At 51.5% G+C, this 25,732-nt stretch carries 23 protein-coding genes; 9 read left to right on the top strand and 14 right to left on the bottom strand.

Annotation, left to right across the window (positions count from 1 at the left end; all coding sequences use genetic code 11):
• Nucleotide 1: 1 nt before the first annotated feature.
• From ABFZ84_RS10925 to fsa, 6 genes are read right to left on the bottom strand one after another with little or no spacing between them, the layout of a single operon-like run.
• Entirely contained in the window at nucleotides 2-691 is a 690-nt protein-coding gene (locus ABFZ84_RS10925) for a fumarylacetoacetate hydrolase family protein (protein ID WP_369314052.1), read from the bottom strand.
• Between the two features lie 21 nt (nucleotides 692-712).
• Nucleotides 713-1,138, bottom strand: a complete 426-nt coding sequence (locus ABFZ84_RS10920) for an LIC_13387 family protein (RefSeq protein WP_369314051.1) — start codon at nucleotides 1,136-1,138, stop codon at nucleotides 713-715.
• On the bottom strand, nucleotides 1,123-1,371 hold the full coding sequence (locus ABFZ84_RS10915) for a DUF1272 domain-containing protein (protein ID WP_369314050.1): 249 nt from the start codon (nucleotides 1,369-1,371) through the stop codon (nucleotides 1,123-1,125). Before ABFZ84_RS10915 ends, ABFZ84_RS10920 begins: the two co-directional genes overlap by 16 nt.
• A complete protein-coding gene (locus ABFZ84_RS10910) occupies nucleotides 1,364-3,757 on the bottom strand; it encodes a DUF3772 domain-containing protein (RefSeq protein WP_369314049.1) in 2,394 nt (797 codons plus the stop codon). The genes ABFZ84_RS10915 and ABFZ84_RS10910 overlap by 8 nt, the downstream gene beginning before the upstream one ends.
• Complete coding sequence (locus ABFZ84_RS10905; RefSeq protein WP_369314048.1) at nucleotides 3,748-4,755, bottom strand: zinc transporter ZntB; 1,008 nt, start codon at nucleotides 4,753-4,755, stop codon at nucleotides 3,748-3,750. The genes ABFZ84_RS10910 and ABFZ84_RS10905 overlap by 10 nt, the downstream gene beginning before the upstream one ends.
• Before the next feature lie 24 nt (nucleotides 4,756-4,779).
• Nucleotides 4,780-5,433 (bottom strand): fructose-6-phosphate aldolase, encoded by a 654-nt coding sequence (fsa, locus tag ABFZ84_RS10900; protein WP_369314047.1) that lies wholly within the window; start codon nucleotides 5,431-5,433, stop codon nucleotides 4,780-4,782.
• 340 nt (nucleotides 5,434-5,773) lie between these two features.
• Here fsa and ABFZ84_RS10895 point away from each other — a divergent pair, with 340 nt between their 5' ends.
• Both ABFZ84_RS10895 and ABFZ84_RS10890 read left to right on the top strand, forming a co-directional pair.
• Nucleotides 5,774-7,660, top strand: coding sequence for a 2-oxoacid:acceptor oxidoreductase subunit alpha (locus ABFZ84_RS10895; RefSeq protein WP_369314046.1), 1,887 nt, complete (start codon nucleotides 5,774-5,776; stop codon nucleotides 7,658-7,660).
• A gap of 10 nt (nucleotides 7,661-7,670) precedes the next feature.
• On the top strand, nucleotides 7,671-8,672 hold the full coding sequence (locus ABFZ84_RS10890; RefSeq protein WP_369314045.1) for a 2-oxoacid:ferredoxin oxidoreductase subunit beta: 1,002 nt from the start codon (nucleotides 7,671-7,673) through the stop codon (nucleotides 8,670-8,672).
• Nucleotides 8,673-8,768: 96 nt separating this feature from the next.
• Here ABFZ84_RS10890 and gabT read toward each other — a convergent pair whose 3' ends face one another.
• A complete protein-coding gene (gabT, locus tag ABFZ84_RS10885; RefSeq protein ID WP_369314044.1) occupies nucleotides 8,769-10,079 on the bottom strand; it encodes a 4-aminobutyrate--2-oxoglutarate transaminase in 1,311 nt (436 codons plus the stop codon).
• A 136-nt stretch (nucleotides 10,080-10,215) separates the two neighbouring features.
• On the opposite strand from gabT, the gene ABFZ84_RS10880 reads away from it, so the two are divergent.
• Nucleotides 10,216-11,391 (top strand): vWA domain-containing protein, encoded by a 1,176-nt coding sequence (locus ABFZ84_RS10880; protein ID WP_369314043.1) that lies wholly within the window; start codon nucleotides 10,216-10,218, stop codon nucleotides 11,389-11,391.
• Here the strand turns inward: ABFZ84_RS10880 and ABFZ84_RS10875 are convergent.
• Nucleotides 11,381-11,731: an Hpt domain-containing protein gene (locus ABFZ84_RS10875; protein WP_369314042.1), complete on the bottom strand. Its 351-nt coding sequence runs from the start codon at nucleotides 11,729-11,731 to the stop codon at nucleotides 11,381-11,383. The two genes, ABFZ84_RS10880 and ABFZ84_RS10875, sit on opposite strands and share 11 nt — an antisense overlap.
• A gap of 182 nt (nucleotides 11,732-11,913) precedes the next feature.
• Nucleotides 11,914-12,429 (bottom strand): hypothetical protein, encoded by a 516-nt coding sequence (locus tag ABFZ84_RS10870; RefSeq protein WP_369314041.1) that lies wholly within the window; start codon nucleotides 12,427-12,429, stop codon nucleotides 11,914-11,916.
• Nucleotides 12,430-12,702: 273 nt separating this feature from the next.
• On the opposite strand from ABFZ84_RS10870, the gene ABFZ84_RS10865 reads away from it, so the two are divergent.
• Both ABFZ84_RS10865 and ABFZ84_RS10860 read left to right on the top strand, forming a co-directional pair.
• Nucleotides 12,703-14,169 carry a helicase HerA-like domain-containing protein gene (locus ABFZ84_RS10865; protein WP_369314040.1) on the top strand — a complete coding sequence of 489 codons (1,467 nt, stop codon included), beginning with the start codon at nucleotides 12,703-12,705 and terminating at the stop codon, nucleotides 14,167-14,169.
• Between the two features lie 6 nt (nucleotides 14,170-14,175).
• Entirely contained in the window at nucleotides 14,176-14,766 is a 591-nt protein-coding gene (locus tag ABFZ84_RS10860; RefSeq protein WP_369314039.1) for a CPBP family intramembrane glutamic endopeptidase, read from the top strand.
• Here ABFZ84_RS10860 and ABFZ84_RS10855 read toward each other — a convergent pair.
• Together ABFZ84_RS10855 and ABFZ84_RS10850 are read right to left on the bottom strand one after the other, a co-directional pair.
• Nucleotides 14,763-15,545, bottom strand: coding sequence for an NUDIX hydrolase (locus ABFZ84_RS10855; RefSeq protein ID WP_369314038.1), 783 nt, complete (start codon nucleotides 15,543-15,545; stop codon nucleotides 14,763-14,765). The genes ABFZ84_RS10860 and ABFZ84_RS10855 overlap by 4 nt on opposite strands.
• Entirely contained in the window at nucleotides 15,538-15,927 is a 390-nt protein-coding gene (locus ABFZ84_RS10850; protein ID WP_369314037.1) for a hypothetical protein, read from the bottom strand. The genes ABFZ84_RS10855 and ABFZ84_RS10850 overlap by 8 nt, the downstream gene beginning before the upstream one ends.
• A gap of 76 nt (nucleotides 15,928-16,003) precedes the next feature.
• On the opposite strand from ABFZ84_RS10850, the gene recG reads away from it, so the two are divergent.
• The gene (gene recG / locus ABFZ84_RS10845; RefSeq protein ID WP_369314036.1) at nucleotides 16,004-18,088 is read left to right on the top strand and encodes an ATP-dependent DNA helicase RecG; all 2,085 of its coding nucleotides are present in this window, start codon (nucleotides 16,004-16,006) and stop codon (nucleotides 18,086-18,088) included.
• Here the strand turns inward: recG and ABFZ84_RS10840 are convergent.
• Nucleotides 18,085-18,903 (bottom strand): DUF502 domain-containing protein, encoded by an 819-nt coding sequence (locus ABFZ84_RS10840; protein WP_369314035.1) that lies wholly within the window; start codon nucleotides 18,901-18,903, stop codon nucleotides 18,085-18,087. The two genes, recG and ABFZ84_RS10840, sit on opposite strands and share 4 nt — an antisense overlap.
• A 268-nt stretch (nucleotides 18,904-19,171) precedes the next feature.
• Between ABFZ84_RS10840 and galU the strand changes: the two genes are divergently transcribed.
• Nucleotides 19,172-20,053, top strand: coding sequence for a UTP--glucose-1-phosphate uridylyltransferase GalU (galU, locus tag ABFZ84_RS10835; protein ID WP_369314034.1), 882 nt, complete (start codon nucleotides 19,172-19,174; stop codon nucleotides 20,051-20,053).
• Here galU and dnaE read toward each other — a convergent pair.
• Nucleotides 20,050-23,499 (bottom strand): DNA polymerase III subunit alpha, encoded by a 3,450-nt coding sequence (dnaE, locus tag ABFZ84_RS10830; RefSeq protein WP_369314033.1) that lies wholly within the window; start codon nucleotides 23,497-23,499, stop codon nucleotides 20,050-20,052. The genes galU and dnaE overlap by 4 nt on opposite strands.
• Nucleotides 23,500-23,776: 277 nt before the next feature.
• Between dnaE and ABFZ84_RS10825 the strand changes: the two genes are divergently transcribed.
• Entirely contained in the window at nucleotides 23,777-24,766 is a 990-nt protein-coding gene (locus tag ABFZ84_RS10825; RefSeq protein WP_369314032.1) for an IS1595 family transposase, read from the top strand.
• Nucleotides 24,739-24,933 carry a hypothetical protein gene (locus ABFZ84_RS10820; protein ID WP_369314031.1) on the top strand — a complete coding sequence of 65 codons (195 nt, stop codon included), beginning with the start codon at nucleotides 24,739-24,741 and terminating at the stop codon, nucleotides 24,931-24,933. The genes ABFZ84_RS10825 and ABFZ84_RS10820 overlap by 28 nt, the downstream gene beginning before the upstream one ends.
• 1 nt (nucleotide 24,934) lies before the next feature.
• Here the strand turns inward: ABFZ84_RS10820 and ABFZ84_RS10815 are convergent, their stop codons facing one another.
• Nucleotides 24,935-25,702, bottom strand: coding sequence for a DUF3800 domain-containing protein (locus ABFZ84_RS10815; protein ID WP_369314030.1), 768 nt, complete (start codon nucleotides 25,700-25,702; stop codon nucleotides 24,935-24,937).
• Nucleotides 25,703-25,732 lie beyond the last annotated feature (30 nt).

Below are 25,732 nucleotides of genomic sequence, written 5' to 3'. Positions count from 1 at the left end.
ATCACGTCGCGAGCGTGAAGTCGAGCCGAAGCTGATCGCCAATGGTCACATTCAATTGATCCCCGCGCTTTAACTCCCCGACGCCTTCGGGGGTTCCGGTGAAAATCAAATCGCCCGCTTTCAACGCAAACAATTTCGAAAGTGACATGATGATCTCTTCTGGCGACCATATCATCAGCGACAATGGCGCGCCTTGGCGCAATTCGCCATTGATGCGCGTTTCCAATCGCGCGTCAGAGAGGTCACCGACATCCGTTATGCGGTGGATGTCGCCCATCGGTGCAGAAAAATCGAACCCTTTTGACGTGTCCCACGGTCCGCGCGCGTCCTTGGCCCTGGCTTGAATATCCCGGCGGGTTAAATCACAGCCCGCGGCGTAACCAAAAATCAGATCGCGCGCAGCCTCGGGCGTTTCTATATTCTGTCCCCCCGTTTTAAGCGCCAATACCAACTCCCCTTCAAAGTGAAGATCATCCGTACTTTGGGGATAAGGAATAACCGAATTATTCGCCGCTACGGCATCGGCAGGTTTGGTAAAAAATACCGGCGATGATTTTTTCGGATCGCCCCCCATTTCACGAACATGATCCGCATAGTTCCGCCCGATACAAAAAATACGGCGTACGGGAAACGCTCCGCCACCATATACCGACACAACGGCTTGCGTAGGCGGGTCAATCACGAAATTCATTTTACTTCCTTCGTAAGGCGATCAATAGGGATATAGAATGGCCAAGCCAATACCGATTAGACCGACACCTAAAACAGCACCAACCAACGGGATGATAAACCAGAACGCCCGCGCCATCGCCACATAAGATGCACCCACCAGAACCACAACAATTCGGATGATGTAATCAGCAAAAAAGTCAGGACGCACTAATGCGCAATACCCCACAATGAATGCGTAAAATAAAACACCGACGCTATGGCTAAAGTGAAAACCCAACGAAGACAGCCAAAAGTTCTTGGCATCTTTTCGCATGCGGATTGTTGTATTCTGAAGCGCTACCAGTAATTCCGGTGTAGCGGGCACAAAGCGCTTTGGGTCTTTTACATCCAGAAAGCTATAGATCAGATGCAAGAACCCGAGCAGAAAAAAGATGCCTGCCCCAGCGAGGATCATGTAGCTGGCCATACCCTACTCCGTTTTTTTAGCACACGCTTCGTTGACGGCGGAAACCGACCTAGCAATGACAAAGGTCGGATTGGACGCGGGACGAAATTTCCACCGCAATTTGGGCAAACGCCCTTTAGGTCGGTCTCTGCGCATGCCACGCAAAATGTACATTCGAACGTACAAATCCGCGCATCGGCCTCTGGCGGCAGGTCCTTATCACAGCGCTCGCAGTTGGGCCTCAACTCAAGCATTGTTGTGATCACCATTGCCGCTTAATGCCGGTTTATCGCTAGACCGTTCAAAACCCTCGGGTACGGACTTGATATGAACATCGCGTTGTGGGAACGGAATTTCGATCCCGGCTTCTTTGAGTTTTTTGAATATTTCAAATCGTAACTCAGTACGAACGCCTAGCCCTTTGGATATATCGTTAAGGTAAGCCCTGATTTCAAAATCAAGCGACGATGCGCCAAAATCCATCCACGTCACATAAGGCTCAGGATAAGCGACAATTAACGGGTGCGATTTTGCACAGTCCAACAGGATGTCCCGCACTTTTTCAGGGTCAGCATCATAAGTGACGCCCACCGGCACGATCACACGGCCAATCTTGTTTTTATGAGTCCAGTTTGTGACGGTCGACGAGATCAACTCAGAATTCGGAATAATGATCGACGACCGATCAAATGTTTCGACTTCTGTTGAACGTACACTGATTTTTTTAACCGTGCCCTCACCCGAAGTTGTCACGATCCAGTCGCCAACTTTGATCGGGCGTTCAAATAACAGGATAAGCCCAGAGACAAAATTATTGACGATCGACTGAAGACCAAAACCGATACCAACGGACAGCGCACCAGCGATCAGTGCGAGATTACCGAGGTCAAACCCGAGCGCAGAAATCGACGCAAAAAGCGCGATGACCAGTCCGGCATAGCCAAGCAGCGTAATCAGTGAATTTTGAACGCCGATATCAGCGCGAGAATGCGCCAAAGGCCCGCGTTGGACGCCCGACTGAACGAGACGCGTGACCGCCATAACGGTCACAAAAACGACACCCGCCACAAGCAGTTTCGCGACCGAGGGAATGTGCACGCCGCCAATGTTAAATCCAAACAACGCTTGCCCTGCGATATCGCCAACCGCATCGCGCGGCACGCCAAACAGAACGGCAAAGACAGGGGCAAGTAGAAATACCAAGATGACATTAATGCTCAACCGCGACCAAAAATGGAAATTCTCAGAGACAGCTTCGTCATTTTTCTTTTCGCCAGGCAATAATCCTTTGCGCAAGCTCCATGTCGTTTCCGCCAGCATTGCCCGCAAAATCCAGGCAAGCCCAACAAAGAGCGCCACAAAGCAAATTCGGGTAGCAGCAAAATCAGCGAGGCTTACATAACCCACCAGCGCCGCGGCAATTATAACAATTGCAAACACGCGGCCGAACCGACGCACTAACCGCCAGCCACCGCCGCTAGCATCACCTTCCACTTGCCACAGCACGCTTCGACACAGCGCAAAAATCAGCGCGGCAATGGCGATCGCACCCGCCGCCCGAACCAAAAGGATCAACGCATCATCGGCCTTAGCCGCAATACCAATGGCCCCCAGCAATGTTTTAAGGGAAAGAACAACAGCAATGGAAATCGCGATGCGGCTAACCACCCGAGCCCTTTTTGCGTCAATGGGTGCGATGCGCCACTCAGGAGAACTGGGCGAGAAATAACCCGCTGTAAAACCAGAGACCACAAGAATAGAAAGAATACCGATCCAGAATGCACGCGCCGCCGCTACGCCATCCCCGTTCAACAGCCCCTGCGCCCGAAGCGTTTCAATGATGATCAGTCCACCAATAATACCCGGTGCCGCTCGCGCCGCCATTTTCATTCCGGCGACGATCACGCGGCGGGGTGGTGTTGGTTTTCGTTTTTCTATTCTAACGGCAAAGGTGCTCATGACCCAACGATTGACCGGACCAAACATCAATAACGACAGCACCAACGCGCCGATAATGATTGCGAGCGAGAAATTATACCCGCCGCTTTCACGTTTCCGATCGCCCCACGCTAAAAAATATCGTTGAATTCTAGATGAAACATCCGCGAACGACGCAAAGGCTTCGCTCCAGACCTTAGGCACCAACGGGCTAACACCACGCTCCAGTAAGGAGCGATAAAGCGTACCAACACGCGCACCCGATAACCGCGTTAGCAATTCTCCGGTTTCATAGATGTTGGCGGACACGCGCGTTCGTTCACCATTAAGGCCCGCGCGCTGCGTCTCAAGCGCGCTGCGTTCCGATGCGACGATCTCGCTTTCTGGCGGCTCGTTTTCTCCGGGGGCCGGACCGAGCAGGTCCGCCTGAACCCGAACCGCTTCCAATTCGCGCTCAATAGAAGATAACCGTTGCCGCGATCCATCGCGCAATTCACGAAGCGTAACTTCGAACTCATCCGCTTTTTCGAGATTGCCATCGTCTATTTCAGACCTGATAGACGCAATCGTCGAACTAGAGCGTTCTATCTCCTGGGTGCGGCTTTCTTGTGCGGTTGCATCTGAACCCGCAAATGATGCCGCAAAAACCGAGACCAAAACCAAAATCGCCAACAGCGATTGGCGCACGGCGGTTACAACCATTTTATCAACCTGAAAATAATCAATAATCCAATTCCGAGAACTCCGCAGCCAGCAACCACCAGCCAAAATGCAATCGGCGTTTCGACACCGGGCATACCACCGACATTTATACCAAACAGACCTGTTAAAAAACCGAGAGGCAGAAAAATCGCTGCAACAACCGAAAGCACCATCATGTTACGGTTCATTTCTTCGGCGCGTTGGTCAGTTAATTGATCTTGTAAAACCATAGCCCGCTCGCGCGCCGCATCGATATCCTCTGTCATGCGTGTGACCCGATCGGCAATTTCCCGAAGCTCTGTTCGCGTATGCGCATCAAACAAACTAGATTCGTCATTAGCCAACCGGTTGAGCGCGTCGCGTTGCGGAGCAACGAACCGGCGGAAATGCACGGCTGCTTGCCGCGTGTCTGCCAGCTTCGGACGAAGACCTTCGCTTCCCTCATCCAACATTGCTGCTTCGAGGTCGTCTACTTCTTCTTCGATTTCCTGAACATATGGCTCGGTTCGCATAGTCAGCTTTGCAGCCAAGCGCGCAAGCAATGCTCCCGACGTCTGAACCTCTACGCCGTCCATCAAACTTTTGCGCAAATCTTGTGCGGCCATAAGCCTGCGCCGACGGGTCGTGATAACGCGTGTTGGGGTTGCCCAGATTCGGATGGAAACCATGTCTTCGGGTTCGGCCCCTTCATTGAGGTTTACCCCGCGCAAATTAACAACAAGCCCGGTTTCAAAATTACTAACCCGAGGACGTGTCTCACCCGCCAATAAAGCGCTAGCAGCCGCAAAGGGAATATTGCTTTGCTCACGGATCCACCGTTTCGCCACTTCATTATTCATATTGAGGTGAAGCCAGACGAAATCATATTCGCCTGCATGGGCAGCAGCATCTTCCCAGCGCATCTCCGTTGCTCGACCATTGCTGAATCCAAAACCAAAAACAAATGGCGGTCCGGAATCAAAATCAGTGGGCATCGACGATGTCGCCGGGTCAGTCATATAAGCATCCTTATAGGGTGCGGACTAGATAATCTTTTGGCCAGTTTTCGCCCAGTCTTCCATAAATGCCTCTAGCCCTTTATCCGTAAGCGGATGTTTAGTGAGCGCTGTCAACACTTTTGGCGGGGCTGTAGCCACGTCCGCGCCTGCGATTGCTGAATCTTTAACGTGATTTGCAGAACGAATGGAAGCCGCAAGTATTTCCGTGCGGAAATCATAGTTATCGTAAATCATGCGAATTTCACGAATAAGATCCATGCCATCGATATTGATATCGTCAAGACGCCCAATAAAGGGTGAAATAAACGTCGCGCCCGCCTTTGCGGCCAACAACGCCTGATTGGCTGAAAAGCAAAGCGTCACATTGGTGTCGATCCCTTCACCAGAAAGCGCCTTACAGGCGATGAGCCCATCAACGGTCAATGGCAGCTTGACGGTCACATTATTCGCGATTTTCGCAAGTGATTTACCCTCGGCGATCATTTTGTCGGCCTCAAGCGCAGTAACTTCGGCGCTGACCGGCCCATCAACCAATTCGCAGATTTCCGCCACAACTTCGCGGAAATCACGGCCCGACTTCATAATCAGGCTTGGATTAGTCGTAACGCCATCCACGATGCCCATAGGCAACAATTCTCGGATTTCGTTGATTTCTGCGGTATCCACAAAGAATTTCATCTCTAGTCTTTCTTGTTCATCATCTAAAGCGGCAAAGGAAAGTCCCGTATTAACCCGGACGGGGCGCTCAAGATAGTCTATGCGCGCGCGACGGCTAACCTCGCTTAAGTACCTGAGTTTCGCAGTTTTTCTAATCAGCTAAAAAGCAAAAATCGGCCTATCCGCGACGAATTATCACCAAGTTGCGAGACCACCCCTTTGGGGGCTTGTTTTCTTCGCCGGAGGTTGAGATATCCAATTTCGAGTGTGCGGGCCTTGTTATATTTCGTGTTTGGCACGCGCTTGTTTTTATGGGCAGTTTTGCCATGCTAGCCGGCTAAACGGCGAATGGGTCTTATCCATGACGAAAATTAATCCAGAAAATCTATCGGTCGTAGTCCGGTTTGCGGGCGATTCTGGCGACGGTGTTCAGTTGTTAGGCTCGCAATTTGCGGAATCAACAGCACTCGCTGGCTCAGACTTTTCGACCTTCCCAGATTTTCCAGCCGAGATCAGAGCCCCTGTGGGGACGACCTTTGGGGTCTCTGCATTCCAGATCAATCTCGGGGCGCGCCGGATTTCGACAGCGGGTGACCAACCCGATGTTCTTGTAGCACTCAACCCCGCCGCACTTAAAGTGAATTTACCGCTCCTTCAAAAAGGCGCGTTGATTATTCTGAATACGGACGCTTTTAACGACCGCAACTTCTCAAAAGCCAACATCGCCGCCGATCCACGCAAAACTGGTGAACTCGATGACTATCAGGTCGTTGAGATTGATATTTCTACGCAGACCCTAGAGGCGGTTAAACCGCACGGTCTTTCCAAGAGCGACGCCGAGCAGTGCAAGAACTTTTGGGCACTCGGCACGGTGCTTTGGATGTTTGGTCGCGACCGTCAGCCCATCATCGACTGGGCACACAAAAAATTCGCAAAAAAAGCGCCCGATGTCCTAACGGGCAATCTTGCGGCGCTTGACGCGGGGCACGCCTTTGCAGAGACCGCTGAACTCTCAGCCGAATTGCCGCAATTCGTCATCGGCGAAGCGCCAATGCAAGCAGGCGACTATCGCTCGATTACCGGTGCAGAGGCCCTATCGCTTGGCCTCGCAGCCGCAGGTGAACTTGCGGATCGTGACATCATCTTTTGCTCCTATCCAATTACACCAGCCTCGCCGATCCTTCACCACCTTACCAAAATGGGTGAACTCGGCGTCGCAACGTTTCAGGCCGAAGACGAGATTGCAGCATGTTGCGCCGCTATTGGCGCATCTTACGGTGGCGCAATCGGTGTAACGTCTTCGTCTGGCCCGGGGATTGCGCTTAAGGGCGAAGCCATCGGCCTTGGCATGGTCGCTGAATTGCCGCTGGTGATTGTAAACTCACAGCGCGGTGGCCCCTCGACGGGCCTGCCAACAAAGACTGAGCAATCTGATCTATATCAAGCCGTTTACGGCCGAAATGCCGACGCGCCTCTTCCTGTGATTGCTACATCGTCACCGGGCGATTGTTTTGAAGCGGCTATCGAAGCCACGCGCACTGCCGTACGCCACATGACGCCTGTGTTCTTATTGACTGACGGTTATATTGCCAATGCGGCTGGCCCTTGGGCCTTGCCCGAAATGGCGGATTTCGCACCGATCGAAACAAACGCTGCGCCTGATGTACCGACGACGGATGACCCAGTAGATGTTAAAAGAGCAATCTGGAAGCGTGACGAAAAAAGCTTAGGCCGCCCTTGGGTGGCTCCGGGCATGAAAGGTCTTGCGCACCGTATCGGCGGGCTCGAAAAAGATATCGAAACCGGCGATATTTCTTATGACGCACAAAACCACCAAGTTATGGGCGACATGCGCGCGGCAAAAATTGACGCAATCGCAGAATACATCCCCGATCAAGCGGTTGAGCAAGGCCCCGAAAAAGGCCGACTTGCTGTCGTCGGCTGGGGGTCAACCCATGGTGCAATCTGGCGCGCGGTCAACCAAGCAAACGAAGACGGGCTTGATGTCGCGCAAATTCATTTGCGTTGGCTTAGCCCCCTGCCGAAAAACCTCCGAGAGCTTTTGGCTGGATATGACCGAATTTTGCTGCCCGAGATGAACTTTGGTCAGTGTGCGACGCTTCTTCGCGATAAACTTGGTATTGAAGTTGTGCAACTGAATAAAGTTTCAGGACAGCCATTCAAAATTGCTGAAATTTCTGATGCCATCCGCGCCAACCTGCCCGGCGAGATGCAGGCCGCGGAATAGGAACAAGACAATGAACAAGCCTCTTACAGCAAAAGATTTTGCAACCGACCAAGAAGTCCGCTGGTGCCCCGGCTGCGGCGACTATGCGATCTTGAAATGCGTCCAGAAAACGCTAGCCGATGTTCAGGCAGACCCTGATCAAACAGTGTTTGTTTCCGGGATCGGCTGTTCTTCGCGTTTTCCGTATTACATGAATGCCTATGGTTTTCATACGATCCACGGGCGCGCGCCGACTTTTGCGACCGGCCTTAAAATCGCCAACCCTGACCTCGATGTCTGGATTGTAACTGGCGACGGCGATGGCCTTTCGATTGGCGGCAATCATTTGCTTCATGTCCTGCGCCGGAATGTCGATGTGCAGGTATTGTTGTTCAACAACGAGATTTATGGCCTCACCAAGGGGCAATACTCCCCGACATCGCGTCCCGGTACGCGATCACCTTCTACGCCCAGCGGTTCAATCGACTCGCCTGTTTCACCGGGCGCATTTGCGCTTGGTGCTGGCGCGCGGTTCATTGCACGTGGCGTTGATACAGATACGAAAAACCTGTCGCCGGTTTTATCGGCTGCGCGCGAGTTTAAGGGCGCTGCCTTTGTTGAGATTTTCCAGAATTGCATCGTTTATAACAAGGATGTCTTTGAAGACTTCGTCAATAAAAAGCAGGCCAAAGAAACGCAGCTACACGTTCAACATGGCCAACCACTGCTTTTTGCCAGCGGCACAAAGGGTCTGAAACTCAATACCTCAACTCTTACGCTTGAAATTGTTGATGTCGGTGACAATCACACACCGGTTTCAGAAATTCTGGTTCACGACGAAACCAATCGCGGCATTGCACAGATGCTGTTGACGCTACCGAAAGAGGGTTTTCCGATGCCGTTGGGTGTTATCTATCGCGCACCAACGACATCATTTGATGACGCTTTTTGGAGCCACCATCCGACCCAAGGCAAGCGCACCGGAAAAGTTGCCGATGCACTGCGCAAGGGAAGTGTCTGGAAAAAAGACTAGTGGCGTTGCGGGTCAAGCCCGCAATGACGCCCTAGGATAGGGTCGAAACCCCGCCACCGTCATCCCGGCCTTGAGCCGGGATCCAGCAAAACCGCACTAAGCTTTCAGCGCTGCTTCGGTCGCATCGGCAAAGATATCAAGACCTTCGTCGAGCAATTCATCGGAAACAACCAACGGCACCAATGACCGCAAGCACTGCGCATATGCGCCAGCCGTTGTCATAATCAAACCGCGTGAACGCGCTTCCGTTAAAATTGCTGCCGCCACATCACCGTTTGGTTTCGATGGATCGCCATCTTTGACGAACTCCACAGCGCACATACCGCCAACGCGGCGAACATCGCCAATCACGCCCTTGGCCACACCATTTTGAAGCTCACGCCAGCGGCTTTCTGTTTTCTCACCAATTTCAATGGCGCGCTTTAGAAGCCCCTCTTCTTCGATGATCTCGAACACCGCGAGCGCCGCCGCACAAGCAACCGGGTTACCACCATAAGTCGAACCCATAGAACCGGGCACAACTTTGTCCATCAATTCAGCTTTGCCGGTTAGCGCCGATAGCGGCAATCCAGCAGCGATTGATTTAGCGATACATATAAAATCCGGCTCTACGCCAACATGTTCGAACGCGAAGTATTTCCCGGTGCGGCCCATACCTGACTGAATTTCATCCGCCACCAACAAAATTCCGTGCTCGTCACATTTTTTGCGCAAGCCTTCGAGGAATTCTTTCGGTGCCGGGTTAAACCCGCCCTCACCTTGTACTGGCTCTACGATCATCGCTGCTACTTCGTTGGCATTGATCATTGATTTGAAAATGTGATCGACGCTGGCGAGCGCATCCGCGACCGAAACGCCGTGATATTCGTCAGGATATTCCCCGTGAAAAATCGCAGGCACATAGGGGCCAAAGCCAACTTTATAGGGTTTCGATTTACCCGTCAGGGTCGTCGCCAACAGGGTCCGTCCGTGGAACGCACCTGAAAATGCGATAATGCCCGGGCGGCCGGTAATCTGACGAGCGAATTTAATCGCATTCTCGACGGCCTCTGCACCCGAATTAAAAAGAGCAGTTTTCTTCGGCGTGGCACCCGGCGTTAACCGGTTGAGTTTTTCGCAAACCTCAACATAGCTCTCATATTGGGCGATCCCGAAAGCGGTGTGTACAAAGCTGCTGGCCTGTTTGGAAATGGCCTCAACCACCTTGGGGTGGGAGTGCCCGACGTTCAAAACACCGATGCCGCCGATAAAGTCGATATAGCGCTTACCCTCAACGTCCCATAGCTCCGCGCCCTGAGCGCGCGCAGCATATATTCCCGACTTTGACGGCAACCCCACTGGGCAGGCGTCATCCCGGCGGGATTTGAGTGCTTCATTTGAGGCAAATTGGTTATTTCCGTGGTCCATTTTTCCGGCTCCGGTTAGATGCGCATTAAGTCGGCTGTAGCATGATCGGCCAATAAGTACAGGGGGCCTTCCTGCGGCTGAATGCCAGATGTATAGCGCTCTTTCCCTCAACGCGAGCGCCGCTACAATAGCCCCCATGTTCACAAAGTTTTTTCACGAATTGAAATCCGCTGGCTTGCCCGTTTCTTTAAGGGAATACCTGACCCTTATGGAGGCGATGGATGCTGATCTTGCCGGCCGCAAGGTCGAAGATTTTTATTATTTATCGCGCGCTTCCCTTGTAAAAGACGAGCGCAATCTCGACAAGTTTGATCAGGTTTTCTCTCATGTTTTCAAGGGACTTGAGAGTATCGGCGAAGAAATCTCGGCCGATGTACCTGACGACTGGCTCCGCATGATGACCGAGCGTTATTTCTCTGAAGAAGAAATGCGTGAAATCGAGGCCCTTGGCGGTTGGGATAAGCTGATGGAAACCCTCAAAGAGCGTCTTGAGGAGCAAAAGAAACGCCACGAAGGCGGCAATAAATGGATCGGCACCGGCGGCACATCGCCTTTTGGATCAGGCGGTTTCAACCCCGAAGGCGTGCGTATCGGCAATGAAGGCAAGCGCCAGGGCCGCGCCGTGAAAGTCTGGGAAAAGCGCGAGTACAAAAACCTCGACGACGACATTCAGCTCGGTACGCGCAACATCAAAATGGCATTGCGGCGTCTTCGCCGATTTGCGCGCCAAGGCGCACCCGACGAGTTCGATCTTGATAACACGGTCGATGCGACGGCGCGGGCGGGATATCTTGATATCAAAATGCGCCCCGAACGCCGCAATATGATCAAGGTATTGTTGTTTTTTGATGTTGGGGGGTCGATGGACCCTTATGTGAAAATTCTCGAAGAATTGTTCTCCGCCGCGCGCGCTGAGTTCAAACACATGGAATATTTCTACTTCCATAACTGCCTTTACGACTATGTCTGGAAGGACAACAAACGGCGCTGGACAGAAAAAATTCCCACCTGGGATATTCTTCATAAATACCCGCACGACTACAAAGTGATCTTCGTGGGAGATGCGTCAATGTCGCCCTACGAAATCACGGTGCCCGGCGGGTCGGTTGAATATTTCAACGAAGAAGCTGGCGCAATCTGGATGAAACGCCTTACTGACATTTATGAACGGGTCGTTTGGCTTAACCCCGTGCAAAAAGACAGTTGGGATTATGTTCCATCCACACAGATTTTACGCGAATTAGTTAGTGAACGAATGTTCCCGCTAACTTTGAACGGCATCGAAAAAGCGATGAGTGAACTTAAGCGATAACGGGTTCTTTTAGACGCTGACATTCTTCAATCGTGGCTGTCGCTAATTGCCGAAGCGATACCAGAAATGCCTCGCGCGCTTCTTCTTTTGCGCTGTCATCACCGATTATTTTTTCGGCCTGCTCACATAGATCGCCAATTTTCCACGCGCCCACACCGCGTGACGCACCCTTTAGGGTGTGTGCTGTATTTTTCCAGCTCTCATCATCTTGTTGCGCTTCAAACTGAGAAAGCAAAGCATGAATCTGCTCGACAAAAATCGCCAATATCTCATCACGGAGCGTGACATCATCCGAAACATATTTTTCGAGGTGGGCCAAATCAATCATTTGCTTCGTCACGGTATTTCCTAACGCAGTTGTAGCCTAAGCATGACAACAATTTAGGTTCGAAATCCTGCAAGTTCCTTAAATTTTTAAATATCACAGTAAACAAACGCTTAATGAAAAACACCGCCTTCCCCGTGGGAAAGGCGGTGTCTTTATTGACTTGGCGAACCCCTCGTCGAGGAGCATAGAACGCTTTACTGCGTTGGATCTTCGTCCGCAGCTTCATCCGTAGCTTCGTCGGCAGTGTCGCTAGCTGCATCAGCGGCCTCGTCCGCAGCTTCCTCTGCTTCGCCCATCATGTTGTCTGCTGCTTCACCGATATTTTCGGCAGCTTCATTCATGGCATCTCCAGCATCCTCGGCCATCTCACCAGCAGTTTCTTTTGCATCTGACGCCGCGTCACCGATTGCATCGCCAGCATCATCCGCCATCTCGCCAGCGCGATCCATCAAGCTGTCTGATTCTCCAGCCGCTTCGTCAGCAGCATCAGTTGCATCGTCCGCCATTTCTTCCATAGCGTCGCCAGCGTCATTTGCGGCCTCGCCCATGTCGTCTGCGGCTTCTTCCATTGCATCAACAGCATCTTCTGTTGCCTCTGACGCATTCTCTGCGGCGTCGTTCATGGAATCGCCAGCGTCTTCACGCGTGAGCGTCGTTAGTCCTAAAATAACCGCCAATGCGACGGCGATAACGAGAAGAATTCTGAGCATAATTGCCCCTTCCTTTGTTTACACTTTGCCCGATGTAATCTGTGTTACGCGGCCCCGAATTTCTGCAACCTGCATCAATAATTTCCATACGCAACACCGTCATTTTACCTTGTTTGCGTCATCGGGTAAATGGCATGACAAGTCATCTACTGTGGCTTGTCGATTACAGAAATATCAGTAATTACGGGCATTTGGCGGTTGTGATTTGGCTATGGCCCGCTAAAACCGGCGATTACGGTTCGTTTAGGCTAATTCCCAGCCTCAGGAGGGCAAATGTCGGATCAATCCATTTTTCTAGGAAAAAGCGAGAAAGCCGAGCGATTGAGCCTCAAATATGCGAATCGACATGGCTTGATTTCGGGCGCGACCGGCACAGGTAAAACCGTCACACTACAGATCATGGCCGAAGGCTTTTCCGACGCGGGCGTTCCCGTTTTTGTGGCCGACGTAAAGGGCGACTTATCCGGCCTCGGCCAGCCGATTGTGATGAAAGATTTCCTGCAAAAGCGCGCGGACACAATCGAACTTGATCCCTACACGCCGCGTGACTTCCCAGTGTGTTTTTGGGACCTTTTTGGCAAGAAAGGCCACCCCATTCGCGCGACCGTATCGGAAATGGGGCCGCTCTTGCTGTCGCGTCTTCTCGATCTCAACGATACCCAAGAGGGCGTTTTAACGCTCGCTTTCCGCCTTGCCGATGATGAAGGTTTGTTGCTGCTCGATCTCAAAGACTTGCGCGCGCTGTTAGTCGAGATTGCTGAGCGCGCAAAAGAGTTGTCTGCGGAATATGGCCATGTATCGCGCGCATCCGTGGGGGCCATCCAACGACGCCTCCTAGCGCTCGAAGAGCAAGGCGCAGAAAACTTTTTTGGCGAACCTGCCCTCGACCTCATGGATTTTCTACGAACCGATGACCAAGGTGCAGGCATCGTCAATATTCTGGCTGCGGATAAACTGATGCATACGCCTAAACTTTACGCGACGTTTTTGTTGTGGCTTTTGTCTGAATTGTTCGAAGAACTCCCCGAAATAGGCGACCCTGAAAAACCAAAACTCGTGTTCTTTTTTGACGAAGCACATTTGCTTTTTGATGACGCACCTAAGGCACTCCTTCAAAAAGTCGAACAAGTTGTACGGCTGATCCGCTCAAAAGGGGTAGGCGTATTCTTTGTTACTCAAAACCCGCTTGATGTACCTGACTCAGTTTCGAGCCAGCTTGGTAATCGCGTGCAACATGCTTTGCGTGCTTACACGCCGCGCGAACAACGGGTCGTCAAAGCCGCCGCAGAAACATTTCGTCCAAATCCAGCATTTAAAACCCTAGACGTCATCAAGCAGCTTGGTATCGGCGAGGCCTTAGTTTCAACATTAATGAGTAAAGGTGCACCGGGGATCGTTGAGCGCACGCTCATTCGTCCGCCCTCGTCGCGCATGGGGCCGCTCACCGCTGCCGAACGAAAAGACATCATGCGCTATTCGGATATGGCCGATAAATACGATACACCTGTTGACCGGCAGTCAGCTTATGAAGACCTAAAGACTCGCGCAGAGAAAAAAGCTAAGGCCGCTGAAAAGGCCGCAGAAAAAGCGAAAAAAACCTCTAGCAAAGCGCGTTCGACAAAAGCTAGATCGCGACGCTCCAACCGCCAAAGCGTGGGCGAAGCTGCTTTTAAAACGGCAGCGCGCACCCTCGCGCGTGAACTGGTGCGCGGCATTTTGGGAAGTTTGAAACGGCGGTAAGTAACAATGAACGAAGAACCAAATGGGACAACGACCCAACCGTTTCTTATCGTTGTTCTCGGCACTATTATGATGGGCGTTGTGGCGTTCGGGCTTAGCTTTGTTCTAAAGACCCCGCTTGCGCCACAATTCAAGCTTGAGGCCAATGATTTTTTGATTGGCGTTATCGCAACATTACCTTTGGTGACATTTCTTTGGTGGTTTTCCAACACCACACTAGAGAATCTGTCTTCGTTTCGGAATGCGCAAATCAAATTCTTTTCAGAGATCGGGTTTGAGTTCACACCCCCGCGCATCGCAATCATGGCACTCGCAGCAGGCATAAGCGAAGAATTGTTGTTCCGCGGCGTATTCCAAACATGGTTGGATGGCTTCTTCCCCGTGGCGTTCGCTATTCTTTTGACGAATATTTTATTTGGCCTTTTGCATATGCGTACATGGCTGTATGCGGTCATTGCCGGTTTGGTTGGTGTCTATCTTGGTGGTATTTATGCGTTTACGGATAATTTGATTACGCCAATCGTCGTTCATACGTTATATGACGCTGCTGCGCTGGAATATACCCGGCGTGCAATCGCCGCGATGAATCTTGATTAGCTTCGAAATGCAGTATCGAGAGATTCTTCGGTAACCGGGTAACCAAGGTCGTTTGGGATAGCGAGAAGTGTTTCACCGCCGCATTCTTGCAAAAATGGAACAACAGGTTCGATTTTCCGGTTGGCCGCAAAACTAAACACATCTTCAATCGTATGACTTACGCCCAATAGCTCGACGTTACGCGACGTCGGGTAAATCATTTTTCTCTCGCCTTTATCACGCGATGTTATTGCATCAGCTGGGGTGGTCCAAACTGTTTCCAGCGCCTCTCCACCATCAGCTTTTGCGACTTGCCCCTCCGGTACCCGCGCAGCAAAAAACCAAGTGTCATACCGCCGATGGGTTACATTTTCGGGTGGACGCCAACGCGAATAAAGGTGAAGCGCATCAACAGCGAGGCTTAGTCGTTCGCGACGTACCATCTCAAGAAATTGCGAATCGTCGTTTTCGATTACATCGCGCCACGCTGCCAACTCTGTGCTCACATCATTTCCGACCATCACGCCATCACGCCGCGCAAGCAAAATGCCGGTCTCTTCAAACGCCTCTCGAATTGCCGCAATCCGGGGTGCTTTTTGATCCTCCGGGACCACATCTAAACCGGTCGAATAATCCGCCCACGCCCTAAGCATATCACCAGGATCAATGCGACCACCCGGAAACACCAATGCGCCCCCGGCAAAAGGCGTATCCGCATGGCGTTCGACCATCAAAACTTCCAGTGATTTTTCCTCACGTAGCAATAAAATTGTCGCGGCAGGAATGTAGATGTCACTCATCGAAGAGGCTTTCGTCGGGCCGTAAGTTCGGATGGATATTCGACGCCTTTGTAAGCTTGATCGCCGCATAACCGCCTAAACCAGTTAATGCCGCGGCACATATCCACAGCAGCCACCCCAGCGGGTTCGAGAACATTGCGATCATAGCCGCGAGAAAGATCGCGCTCGCGGCCAGCCCCCCAAGCGGGGCCCAACGGTGACCAATCAATAACGCCAACAAAGCTGCCACAAATGCACCGATAAACCAGCTAAACGCTAATACGCCTTTATAGGCAACAGAGACCTCAAGTCCCGTATAGCCGACACCAATGCTTTCGACGAATTTCGCTGTGGCAAAGCCGACAATGACCGCAATAATGACAGCGGCAAGTAATCTGATCATGTATAAATCCTCCGGGATCTCTTTTATCCCGATCTCAGAATTGGAAAACCCTAAGAAACAGCGCTAACACAGCATCATGCGGCCATCTATTCTAAATCCCTTATTTGCAGACATTACAGTGCTTACGGGCGTAGGCCCTAAGATCGCAGCTCTTATTAGCCGTGCTGCGGGGCCACTTGTTGTAGACTTGGTTCTGACTGCCCCGGCTGGACTTGTGGACCGGTCATTCAGACCGACCATAGCCGAAGCGCCGCCCGGTCGAATCCTGACCCTCAGCGTTACCGTTGACCGTCATGATCCGCCGCCAAAGGGGCGTCGCTTACCGTATAAAGTGATCTGCTCCGACGAAACCGGATATATCACGCTGGTCTATTTTCATGCTCGCGCCGATTATCTGAAAACCCTTCTGCCCGAAGGTCAGACTCGTTTGATCTCCGGCAAGGTCGAAGAGTTTAACGGCGCGCGTCAAATGCCGCATCCCGATTACGTGGCTGACCCCGACAAACCTAGCGACATGCCGACCTTCGAGCCAATTTATCCGCTGACGGCAGGGCTAACGGCTGGCGTCATGCGCAAGGCTGTCACGCAAGCGATGATGCGCGTTCCCGCGCTCTCGGAATGGCAAGACGACAGTTGGTTAAAAGCACGCAACTGGCCCAGTTGGAAAAATTCCATCGAAGCGATGCACGCACCCGAAAGTCAGGCCGGGCTTTCAGCCATGGCCCCAACACGGCAGCGCCTTGCCTATGATGAACTCCTTGCAAACCAACTGGCCCTGCTTTTGATCCGTAAAGCGCGCATCAAATCACGCGGTCGATCCATCACTGGCCATGGGCGCTTATTGGCGAAAGCAAAAAAGGCGCTTCCCTTTTCCCTCACCAATGCCCAGGAACTTGCACTCGACGACATATATTCTGATATGCGCGCGCCCGATCGCATGGTTCGATTGCTTCAAGGCGATGTCGGGTCGGGAAAAACTATTGTCGCTTTTTTTGCGATGCTAACCGCTATCGAAAGCGGCGGACAATCGGCGTTGATGGCTCCGACCGAAATCCTAGCCCGGCAACATCTTGAATCCCTAGAGCCATTGGCCCTCGCGGCCGGTATTAAGCTGGGCATTCTAACCGGACGCGACAAAGGCACAGCGCGGCGCGAAACTCTGCGCCAATTAGCAAATGGTGATATCGATATATTACTCGGCACCCATGCGCTATTTCAAGATGACGTCGCCTTCCATGACCTAGCGCTCGTGGTAATTGATGAGCAACACCGTTTCGGCGTCCGTCAGCGTGTGGCGTTAACGCAAAAGGGTCCGAAGCCTGATCTTTTGGTCATGACCGCCACCCCCATTCCCAGAACGTTATCACTTACTGCCTATGGCGACATGGACCACAGCCGGATCACCGAAAAACCACCGGGGCGAAAACCCGTTGATACGCGCACGATTTCCATGAGCCGCATTGATGAAATAGTCAACGGGCTTAAACGCGCAACAACCAATGGCGAGCAAGCCTATTGGGTTTGTCCGTTGGTCGAAGAGTCAGAGTTTCTCGACCTTACCGCCGCCGAAGAGCGATTCGAGACTTTAAAAACGGCACTTGGCGATGGCGTCGGGTTAGTCCATGGAAAAATGTCGGGGCCGGAAAAAGACGCGATCATGGAGCGGTTCTATAACGGCGAAATTCAAGTTCTGATCGCCACGACCGTAATCGAAGTCGGGGTAAATGCCCCTAACGCTACGATTATGATCATCGAACATGCGGAGCGTTTTGGCCTTGCGCAGCTCCACCAGCTACGCGGGCGCGTTGGGCGCGGTGAGAAAAAATCGAGTTGTATTTTACTTTATAAAGCCCCGTTGGGCGAAACGGCGAAGGCCCGCTTAAATGTTTTACGCGATACAGAAGACGGTTTTTTAATCGCAGAAGAGGATCTACGCCTTCGCGGCGCTGGCGATGTTCTTGGTGCAGCCCAATCTGGATTCCCGCGTTTTCGACTAGCCGATATCGCGGTTCACGGGGAATTGCTTGCGGCCGCACGCGACGATGCAGAGTTGATCATGCGACGTGATGCAGATTTAAAATCAGCGCGCGGCGAAGCGTTAAGAACGCTTCTTTATTTGTTCAGCCGCGATGACGCTGTCAAATTATTGAGTGCTGGTTAGGTCTTCCAATTTTTGAACAGTCTTTTGCTCAATGGCGTTTTTTCCGCCTCGTTTGCCATTTCTTCAAGTCGCGCAACCGCCTCCGCGCCATCTGCGTAATCTGGCACAACAAGCCCAAGCGAGAACACAACCTTCGCCGCTTCTTCGACTGACATCTTCAGAATACGAAGGTCACTACGCGGAACAAATAGTAAGAATCCAGATGTTGGATTTGGCACTGTCGGTATAAAAACCGATGTCAACGCATCGCCTTGATCATCAAGCGTTGCCCTCACCTCACCTTTTGCCTCACCGACAACAAAAGCCATCACCCACGCGTTTTTGCGCGGATATTCGACCAGTGCCACCTCTTTGAAAGAGCGATCTGATTGTCGCAACGCCGTTTCAAATACATTTTTGAAAAACCCAAACACATTGCGCACAATCGGCACAGATTCGATCATTCGTTCTCCGGCGCGAATAAACGATCTACCGACAAAGTTCTTTGCCAGCGCACCTAGAATGACCAATACGATAAAGGCCAACAGCACGCCAACACCGGGCAAAACCTGCAAAATCTTTTCGAGCGTGGTGTCACCAACAGGCAGGGTTCGCTTTACGAATGCATCGAGTTTCGCCATTGGCCCCGTCAGCAAAAGGTAAAACAGCCAAACGGTGATTCCGACCGGCGCAACGACAACAACGCCCGCCATAAAACTCGACCAGAGGCTCGCAAAGAAACTCTGCTTATGCGGTTGTATTAAAGGCGTATCACCGCCGCGATTCCCGCGTCGATCATTGTGGTCGCTTTGATTTTCTTCGTTTTCGTCACTCATCAATCGCTCTTATTTTTCTACGCAGCAGCGGAATTATACCATATGCGCGCACTATGCTGGCTGTACAAGGTGCCCAACAATCAGGTCGTGATATCGTATTCAATCAATGGCCTTAGAAGGGCAAAAAATCGACAATTTATAAGAATTTAGCAAATTTCGCATGGTTTAAGCCAGTTCTATAGAGTTGATATTATCGCCGGGCGTGGGGATAAGTGCATGATCGTCGCACATCCAAGCGATATGAAAGCCAAAGATAACGAGAGTACGTATGAAATCGGTTCGTAAAGTCGTCATTCCCGTCGCGGGTCACGGAACACGCGTTCTTCCGGCGACGAAATCCACACCCAAAGAGCTGCTGCCGCTCGTTGATCGGCCGCTTATTGATTACGTGGTAAATGAAGCGTTTGAGGCCGGCATTGAGCATGTGGTTTTGGTCACCGGGCGCGGAAAAAGCGCTATCGAAGATTATTTCGATCACGCTTTCGAACTTGAGGCCGGACTGACGGCAAAGAAAAAAACAGAAATCCTCGATAGCGTTCTGGCGACGATCCCCAAAGCAGGTGCGCTTTCCTATACCCGACAACAAGCTCCGCTCGGTCTGGGCCATGCAGTCTGGTGCGCACGGGATATAATAGGGAACGAACCTTTTGCGGTATCATTGCCTGACGTTGTCATCACCAAAGCCATGGGCGGCACAAAGGGCTGCCTCGCACAAATGGTCGACGAATATAACAAGACTGGCGGAAATATCGTTGCTGTCGAAGAAGTTGCCCAAAAGGATACCAATAAATATGGCGTGGTCGCCCCGAAGGGTCAGCGCGATGGTCGAATGTTTGAAATGTCGGGTATGGTCGAAAAACCCGCACCAATAGATGCGCCATCAAATCTGGCTATTACCGGACGCTATATACTCCAACCTGAAGTTTTTGAACTCCTAGAAACGACGCCACGCGGCGCTGGCGGTGAGATTCAGCTTACCGACGCAATGGATGCGTTGATGAAATCCCAAAGCTTTTTTGCTTACGAATACGAAGGCGAAAGCCACGATTGTGGCGATAAACTTGGGTGGTTAAAAGCAAATATTGCGCTCGGTCTTCAACGGCCTGAATTCGCAGACAGTCTAAAATCTTACATCAAAGACAACATCTAAATCAGTTCAACATCCGTGACGCCCTCAAGACTTTTGAGCGCACCACGCATTGCCGGCGTGCAAGCCGCATAGCCCGGCAAGGCAAGATCAACTTCACGCCCCGTCTCTGGTAAGCGCATAACCACAACGACCGAGCCGCTTTCCCTCGCGCTTGCGGGGCGCACCGCATCTAACCGACGTTTCAACCCATCAAGCGCCGAAACCGAGGTCACGCTAACGCGCAGTTGTGAAACTGACGCCGCAGCTGCGTCATCCAAGCTGCGCATCCCTTCACAGGTGAAGCGCACATCGCCATCGCGATCCTCTACCGTAACAGTCGCAAGAACCATCGCGCCACTTTCCATTAAGTCTCGTGCGGAATTTAAGGTCTCGGAAAAGACCGTAACCTCAAATTCCCCACTCGCATCAGAAAGTTCAACCCAAGCAAACGGCTTTCCGGATTTTGACCGCCGCATACGGACCGTTCGAATGACACCTGCCATCTGTACGCCGACTTTGCCGGATTTCGCCCGTGCTAACGCTTCGTTGTAGGATATAACATTGAGCCGTCGCAGTTCCGTTTCATAATCATCAAGCGGATGGCCACTGAAATAAAACCCCACGGCCGCACGCTCCTCATCAAGACGAACTTGCTGCGTCCATTCTTCGGGATTGGGCACCTTGGGTTTCGCAAGCGACGGGGCGCTATCCATGGCAAATAACCCGCCTTGATCGCTATTGCGCTCTTCAAAAGTAGCCGCTGAATAGCGTATAATTAGCTCAGCCGCAGCAAAGCTTTGCGTGCGCGATTCACTTAATCCATCAAAAGCACCCGCGCGTGCAAGATTTTCAATAGCGCGTTTTCCGACTTGCTTTAGATCAACGCGTTCAGCGAAATCAAAAATATTTTTAAACGGTCCCTTTTTCTCTCGCTCATCGGCGATATGGGCCATGGCCCCTTCACCAACATTTTTTACCGCCGAAAGCGCATATACAATCGCACCGTCTTTTACAGAAAAATCCGCTTTAGAATGATTTACATGGGGCGGTAGAACCTCAACGTCAATTCGGCGGGCTTCTTTTATAAAGATCGCCAGTTTATCCGTGTTCGCACGATCGAGAGACATTGATGCTGCAAGGAATTCAGCAGGGTAATTAGCCTTTAACCAAGCCGTTTGGTACGCAATATATGCGTATGCCGCAGCGTGTGATTTATTAAAACCATAACCGGCGAATTTTTGCACCAAATCAAAAATTGAAGAAGAGTTTTTAGGATCAACATCGTTTTTCTTCGCACCATCAACAAACCGGATGCGTTGAAGGTCCATCTCCTCTTTTTTCTTCTTACCCATCGCACGACGCAATAAATCCGCTTCACCCAGCGAGTAACCGGACAGTATCTGTGCAATCTGCATCACCTGTTCTTGGTAGATGATGACGCCATAGGTTTCTTTGAGCACACCTTCAAGGAGTGGATGAAGGTAGTCCGGTTCCTGATTACCTTGTTTACGCTCGATATAGGTTGGAATATTTTCCATCGGGCCCGGGCGATAGAGTGAAACCAACGCGATAATGTCTTCAAGTGTATCAGGCTTCATGGCACGCAAAGTCGAGCGCATGCCGGTACTCTCTAACTGGAAAACACCGGTTGCAGCACCCTCGCCCAACATCTCAAAGGTCATCTTGTCATCGAGCGGAATTTTACTGATATCGATGTCGGCACCGCGTTCCGCCGCATAGCCCACAGCGCGCGCGATTACGGTTAACGTTTTAAGGCCAAGAAAATCGAACTTTACCAGCCCCGCCGGTTCAACCCATTTCATATTGAACTGCGTCGCAGGCATATCCGACCGAGGGTCGCGATAAAGCGGCACTAACTCATCAAGTGGCCTATCGCCAATAACAACCCCCGCAGCGTGGGTCGAGGCATGACGGTATAGACCTTCGAGCTTCAGTGCCTTTTCAATCAAGGCTGCCACGGCCTCTTCGCTATCGCGTTCTTCACGCAAGCGCGGTTCAGTCTCAATTGCCTCTTTAAGTGTGACAGGGTTGGCCGGGTTATTCGGCACCAGTTTACAGATACGATCAACCTGACCAAACGGCATCTGTAGAACGCGGCCAACATCGCGCAACACCGCCCGCGCTTGAAGTTTACCGAAGGTGATAATCTGGGCTACGCGGTCACGACCGTATTTTTCCTGAACATAACGTATAACCTCATCCCGACGGTCCTGACAGAAGTCGATATCGAAATCCGGCATGGAGACACGTTCAGGATTTAGAAACCGCTCGAATAGTAGCCCAAAGCGAAGCGGGTCTAGATCAGTAATTGTCAGTGACCAAGCGACCAGCGAACCAGCACCTGAGCCACGCCCTGGCCCCACTGGTACTTCTTCGTTTTTGGCCCATTTAATAAAATCAGAAACGATCAGGAAGTAACCGGGAAAACCCATTCGGTTGATAATATCTAACTCAACCTTCAACCGGTCCCAATAATCTTCCTCTGGAGCCGATGGTGGATTAGCGCGCAATCGGGCTTTCAACCCTTCGCGGGCCTGACGTTCTAGCTCTAGGGCTTCGGCAGTAACATCAGCGACCGCCCCTTCACTGGCAAAGCTAGGTAAAATTGGATCGCGAAAACGCGGGCGATATGCACATCGCCGTGCAATCTCAATCGTGTTTTCAATCGCTTCAGGCAAGTCCTGAAACAAGGCCACCATTTGCTCGGTGGTCTTAAAATAATGATCTTGGGTTACTTTGCGCCGGTCATCTTGGTGAACATAAGCCCCGTCCGCTACGCACAATAACGCGTCATGAGCTTCGTAATCATCCGGCAACGGATAAAATGGTTCATTGGTAGCGACCACCGGCAGATCAAGTTCATAGGCCAAGTCGATCAATGTCGGTTCAACACTTTCGTGATCACGCGCCTCATGACGCTGTAATTCAACATAAAGTCGGTCAGGAAATAATGCGCGCAGTCGTTCTAGAGCTTCTCGAGCCTCGGTTACGCGGTCTTCACGCAGCAATTTGTCGATTGGTCCGTCATAACCACCAGTCAAACAAATCAAACCTTCACTATGACCATCAAGCCACTGCAAAGATGCACAGGCACCATCATCAGAACAGGAGTTCAAAAAGGCTTCGCTGGTGACCTTTAATAAGTTCTCATACCCCGCTTCCGATTGAGCCAGCAAAACCAAAGGGGGATTTCGCGCTCCCCGGGCGAGCGGTAACCCGAATTCCTTTGCGTCAAAGGCCTGCTGCAGGCCAATAATCGGTTGAACACCAGCACCGGCCAACGTGGTCGAAACATCAAGCGCGCCGAAAAGATTGTTGGTATCCGTAACAGCAACAGCAGGCATGCCATCTTCGAGGCAAAGGTCTTTAATTCTACTGACAGGAATCGCCCCCTCAGCGAGGGAATAAGCAGAATGAAGGTGAAGATGGACAAAATGCTTTGTCATTCAGAACCTTAGCCGGCAGACTTCTGGCCGATTGAAAATTTACGGTTACGCCATCAAGCGCCGAGAAGTACACCCCAGAATTGCGCTGCACCAATGACCATAATCAATACGCCGAGTCCGACGACGTCACGCAAGCTTTCGTTTTCCATAGCCAACTCCTTTATGTTCTTCTTATGTTCTATATTCCCCCTTTGTTCTAATTGCAACCAATCGGCGATATAGTACTTTACGTACCCAAAATAGTGATTACATTAGGGTTATCAAAAGGATAACCGCCATGTCGATCTTAAGCGCAAAATACTTCCACGACGAAAAAGCAGCATATCGCTATGTTGAGGGCATCATTTGGCCGAATGGTCCAATCTGCCCCCATTGTGGCGGTGTTGAGCGCGTTGGAGCCCTAAAAGGCAAGTCCACTCGGATCGGCGTTTACAAGTGCTACCAGTGCCGCAAGCCCTTCACCGTTAAGGTCGGGACTATTTTTGAATCGTCGCACCTGCCGTTGCGCGTTTGGCTTCAGGCAATCTTTCTGATGGTCGGCAGCAAAAAAGGCATTAGCTCAAACCAGCTTCATCGCGCGCTTGGCGTGTCGCTCAAAACCGCATGGTTCTTGTCGCACCGTATTCGCGAAGCCATGCGCCTCGGTACTCTGGCACCGTTCGGCTCAATGGGTGGCGCGGTTGAGGTCGATGAAACCTTTATCGGCAATGACAAGCAAAACCCCGCACCAACCGGCAAGAAGCGCTCCGCGCATATGAATAAGGTTCTATCGTTGGTGGATCGCGAGAGCGGCCAAGTGCGCAGCTACGTTGTTGACGACCTCAGAGTAAAAACCATTGCACCAATCCTTGCAGAGAACATTTCTCGCGAGGCGCGGCTTATGACCGATGAAGCTGGCCATTACAAGGGCCTTGGGTGGCAGTTTGTCGAGCATGGCGTCGTTTCACACTCAAAAGATGAGTATGTGAAAAAAGATGACGTGACCGTTCACACCAACACTATCGAGGGGTATTTCTCGATCTTTAAGCGCGGGATGCGCGGCATTTATCAGCACTGCGATAAACGCCACCTACACCGTTACATGGCCGAGTTTGATTTCCGGTATTCAAATCGCGCAGCCCTCGGCGTGGATGATACCGAACGCGCCGAAAATGTGTTACGAGGGGCACAAGGAAAGCGCCTGACCTATCAAACAACTCGTAGCAAAGGCCCCGCTTTCTCATGGAAAGAAGGATATACATGGCCGAAAAGCGAAAGCCGAAACTGAGCAAGAACACGGACAAGGCGCAGTCGGAGCAGTTCAAAAAGGTCGCTCGCGAACTCGAGGCCGATGGCGAACTAAACCTCACCGACGCTGAGAAGAGGTTTGAGAAGGCTCTGGATAAACTGAAACCAAAGGCACCAACAAAACTATCCAAAGCAGAGCAAAAGTAAATCAGACAGGAATAACCGCAAGATCATTAAAACTTGCCGCCTGAGCAACAATCTCGTCTGCATTCCTCGGATGCCATGATTTCATTAGCCCTTGCTTAATCGCATGACGCAAGGGTGAGCGGAGCTTCGCGTTCATAATTTCCGCCTTTAATTCATACATTTCCAATCCAGTAGTTGGATCGGTGCGCACCGCATTCGCAAGAAGATCGGCATATTGTAACGGCACCGAGAGCCTCGCCTCTCCCGGCTGAGCGATGGTTAGCGCAAGGACAGTCTTTTGAGTCCTTTGTTCCCAGTTCTCAAAAACCGCAGTTGCAGACACCCTGCTTCCATAGTCGTTATCGATAGTGAGCGACACGGGGCCAGAGAGCGCATTCTCATCGAGCGCATCAGCAAGGGTAGATAAAGCGAAGTCCAAACAAGCGTGCTCACGACGCGGAAAAAGAGAACGGTACTTTGACGAAACATCAAGTTGTGACCATGCATCATTCTTGATGATGGCAGCTATCGCATAAAGGTTGGTTTCTGATAAGAGTTTTGCGTATTTTTCAACGCGCTCCTCCCAATCGAGAAACCTGTTTCGAAATTCGGCATAGTGGAAGTGCCGGTCCTCTTTGTGCTTGAAATCCAGCGCAAGCAAACCATTCCACCGCTCCTCAACTCGCGCAAATTCCTCTGCGGTTCCGCTATATCCAGCCACAACGGTCCAACGGTCACTTTTCGCGTGCTCGTCTTTTGATGCATCTAGATAAGCATGCAAAAAAACCATAGTACCGCTCTTCCAACGGGAGCCAAAAAC

This window comes from Hyphococcus lacteus (genome assembly GCF_041058985.1).
Classification (GTDB): Bacteria; Pseudomonadota; Alphaproteobacteria; order Caulobacterales; family Parvularculaceae; genus Hyphococcus; species Hyphococcus lacteus.
Note: the sequence above shows the minus strand (reverse complement) of the source record. Positions and strands in the feature narration are given on the sequence as shown.

Excerpts from the sequence above, each read along its gene's own strand:
- ABFZ84_RS10905 (WP_369314048.1), bottom strand. The coding sequence starts at position 4,755 with ATGACTGACCCGGCGACATCGTCGATGCCCACTGATTTTGATTCCGGA.
- ABFZ84_RS10915 (WP_369314050.1), bottom strand. The coding sequence starts at position 1,371 with ATGCTTGAGTTGAGGCCCAACTGCGAGCGCTGTGATAAGGACCTGCCG.
- ABFZ84_RS10895 (WP_369314046.1), top strand. The coding sequence starts at position 5,774 with ATGACGAAAATTAATCCAGAAAATCTATCGGTCGTAGTCCGGTTTGCG.
- ABFZ84_RS10850 (WP_369314037.1), bottom strand. The coding sequence starts at position 15,927 with ATGATCAGATTACTTGCCGCTGTCATTATTGCGGTCATTGTCGGCTTT.
- ABFZ84_RS10920 (WP_369314051.1), bottom strand. The coding sequence starts at position 1,138 with ATGGCCAGCTACATGATCCTCGCTGGGGCAGGCATCTTTTTTCTGCTC.
- galU (WP_369314034.1), top strand. The coding sequence starts at position 19,172 with ATGAAATCGGTTCGTAAAGTCGTCATTCCCGTCGCGGGTCACGGAACA.
- ABFZ84_RS10840 (WP_369314035.1), bottom strand. The coding sequence starts at position 18,903 with ATGAGTGACGAAAACGAAGAAAATCAAAGCGACCACAATGATCGACGC.
- ABFZ84_RS10865 (WP_369314040.1), top strand. The coding sequence starts at position 12,703 with ATGTCGGATCAATCCATTTTTCTAGGAAAAAGCGAGAAAGCCGAGCGA.
- fsa (WP_369314047.1), bottom strand. The coding sequence starts at position 5,433 with ATGAAATTCTTTGTGGATACCGCAGAAATCAACGAAATCCGAGAATTG.
- gabT (WP_369314044.1), bottom strand. The coding sequence starts at position 10,079 with ATGGACCACGGAAATAACCAATTTGCCTCAAATGAAGCACTCAAATCC.
- ABFZ84_RS10820 (WP_369314031.1), top strand. The coding sequence starts at position 24,739 with ATGGCCGAAAAGCGAAAGCCGAAACTGAGCAAGAACACGGACAAGGCG.
- ABFZ84_RS10890 (WP_369314045.1), top strand. The coding sequence starts at position 7,671 with ATGAACAAGCCTCTTACAGCAAAAGATTTTGCAACCGACCAAGAAGTC.
- ABFZ84_RS10925 (WP_369314052.1), bottom strand. The coding sequence starts at position 691 with ATGAATTTCGTGATTGACCCGCCTACGCAAGCCGTTGTGTCGGTATAT.
- ABFZ84_RS10910 (WP_369314049.1), bottom strand. The coding sequence starts at position 3,757 with ATGGTTGTAACCGCCGTGCGCCAATCGCTGTTGGCGATTTTGGTTTTG.
- ABFZ84_RS10855 (WP_369314038.1), bottom strand. The coding sequence starts at position 15,545 with ATGAGTGACATCTACATTCCTGCCGCGACAATTTTATTGCTACGTGAG.
- recG (WP_369314036.1), top strand. The coding sequence starts at position 16,004 with ATGCGGCCATCTATTCTAAATCCCTTATTTGCAGACATTACAGTGCTT.
- ABFZ84_RS10815 (WP_369314030.1), bottom strand. The coding sequence starts at position 25,702 with ATGGTTTTTTTGCATGCTTATCTAGATGCATCAAAAGACGAGCACGCG.
- ABFZ84_RS10860 (WP_369314039.1), top strand. The coding sequence starts at position 14,176 with ATGAACGAAGAACCAAATGGGACAACGACCCAACCGTTTCTTATCGTT.
- ABFZ84_RS10870 (WP_369314041.1), bottom strand. The coding sequence starts at position 12,429 with ATGCTCAGAATTCTTCTCGTTATCGCCGTCGCATTGGCGGTTATTTTA.
- ABFZ84_RS10880 (WP_369314043.1), top strand. The coding sequence starts at position 10,216 with ATGTTCACAAAGTTTTTTCACGAATTGAAATCCGCTGGCTTGCCCGTT.
- ABFZ84_RS10825 (WP_369314032.1), top strand. The coding sequence starts at position 23,777 with ATGTCGATCTTAAGCGCAAAATACTTCCACGACGAAAAAGCAGCATAT.
- dnaE (WP_369314033.1), bottom strand. The coding sequence starts at position 23,499 with ATGACAAAGCATTTTGTCCATCTTCACCTTCATTCTGCTTATTCCCTC.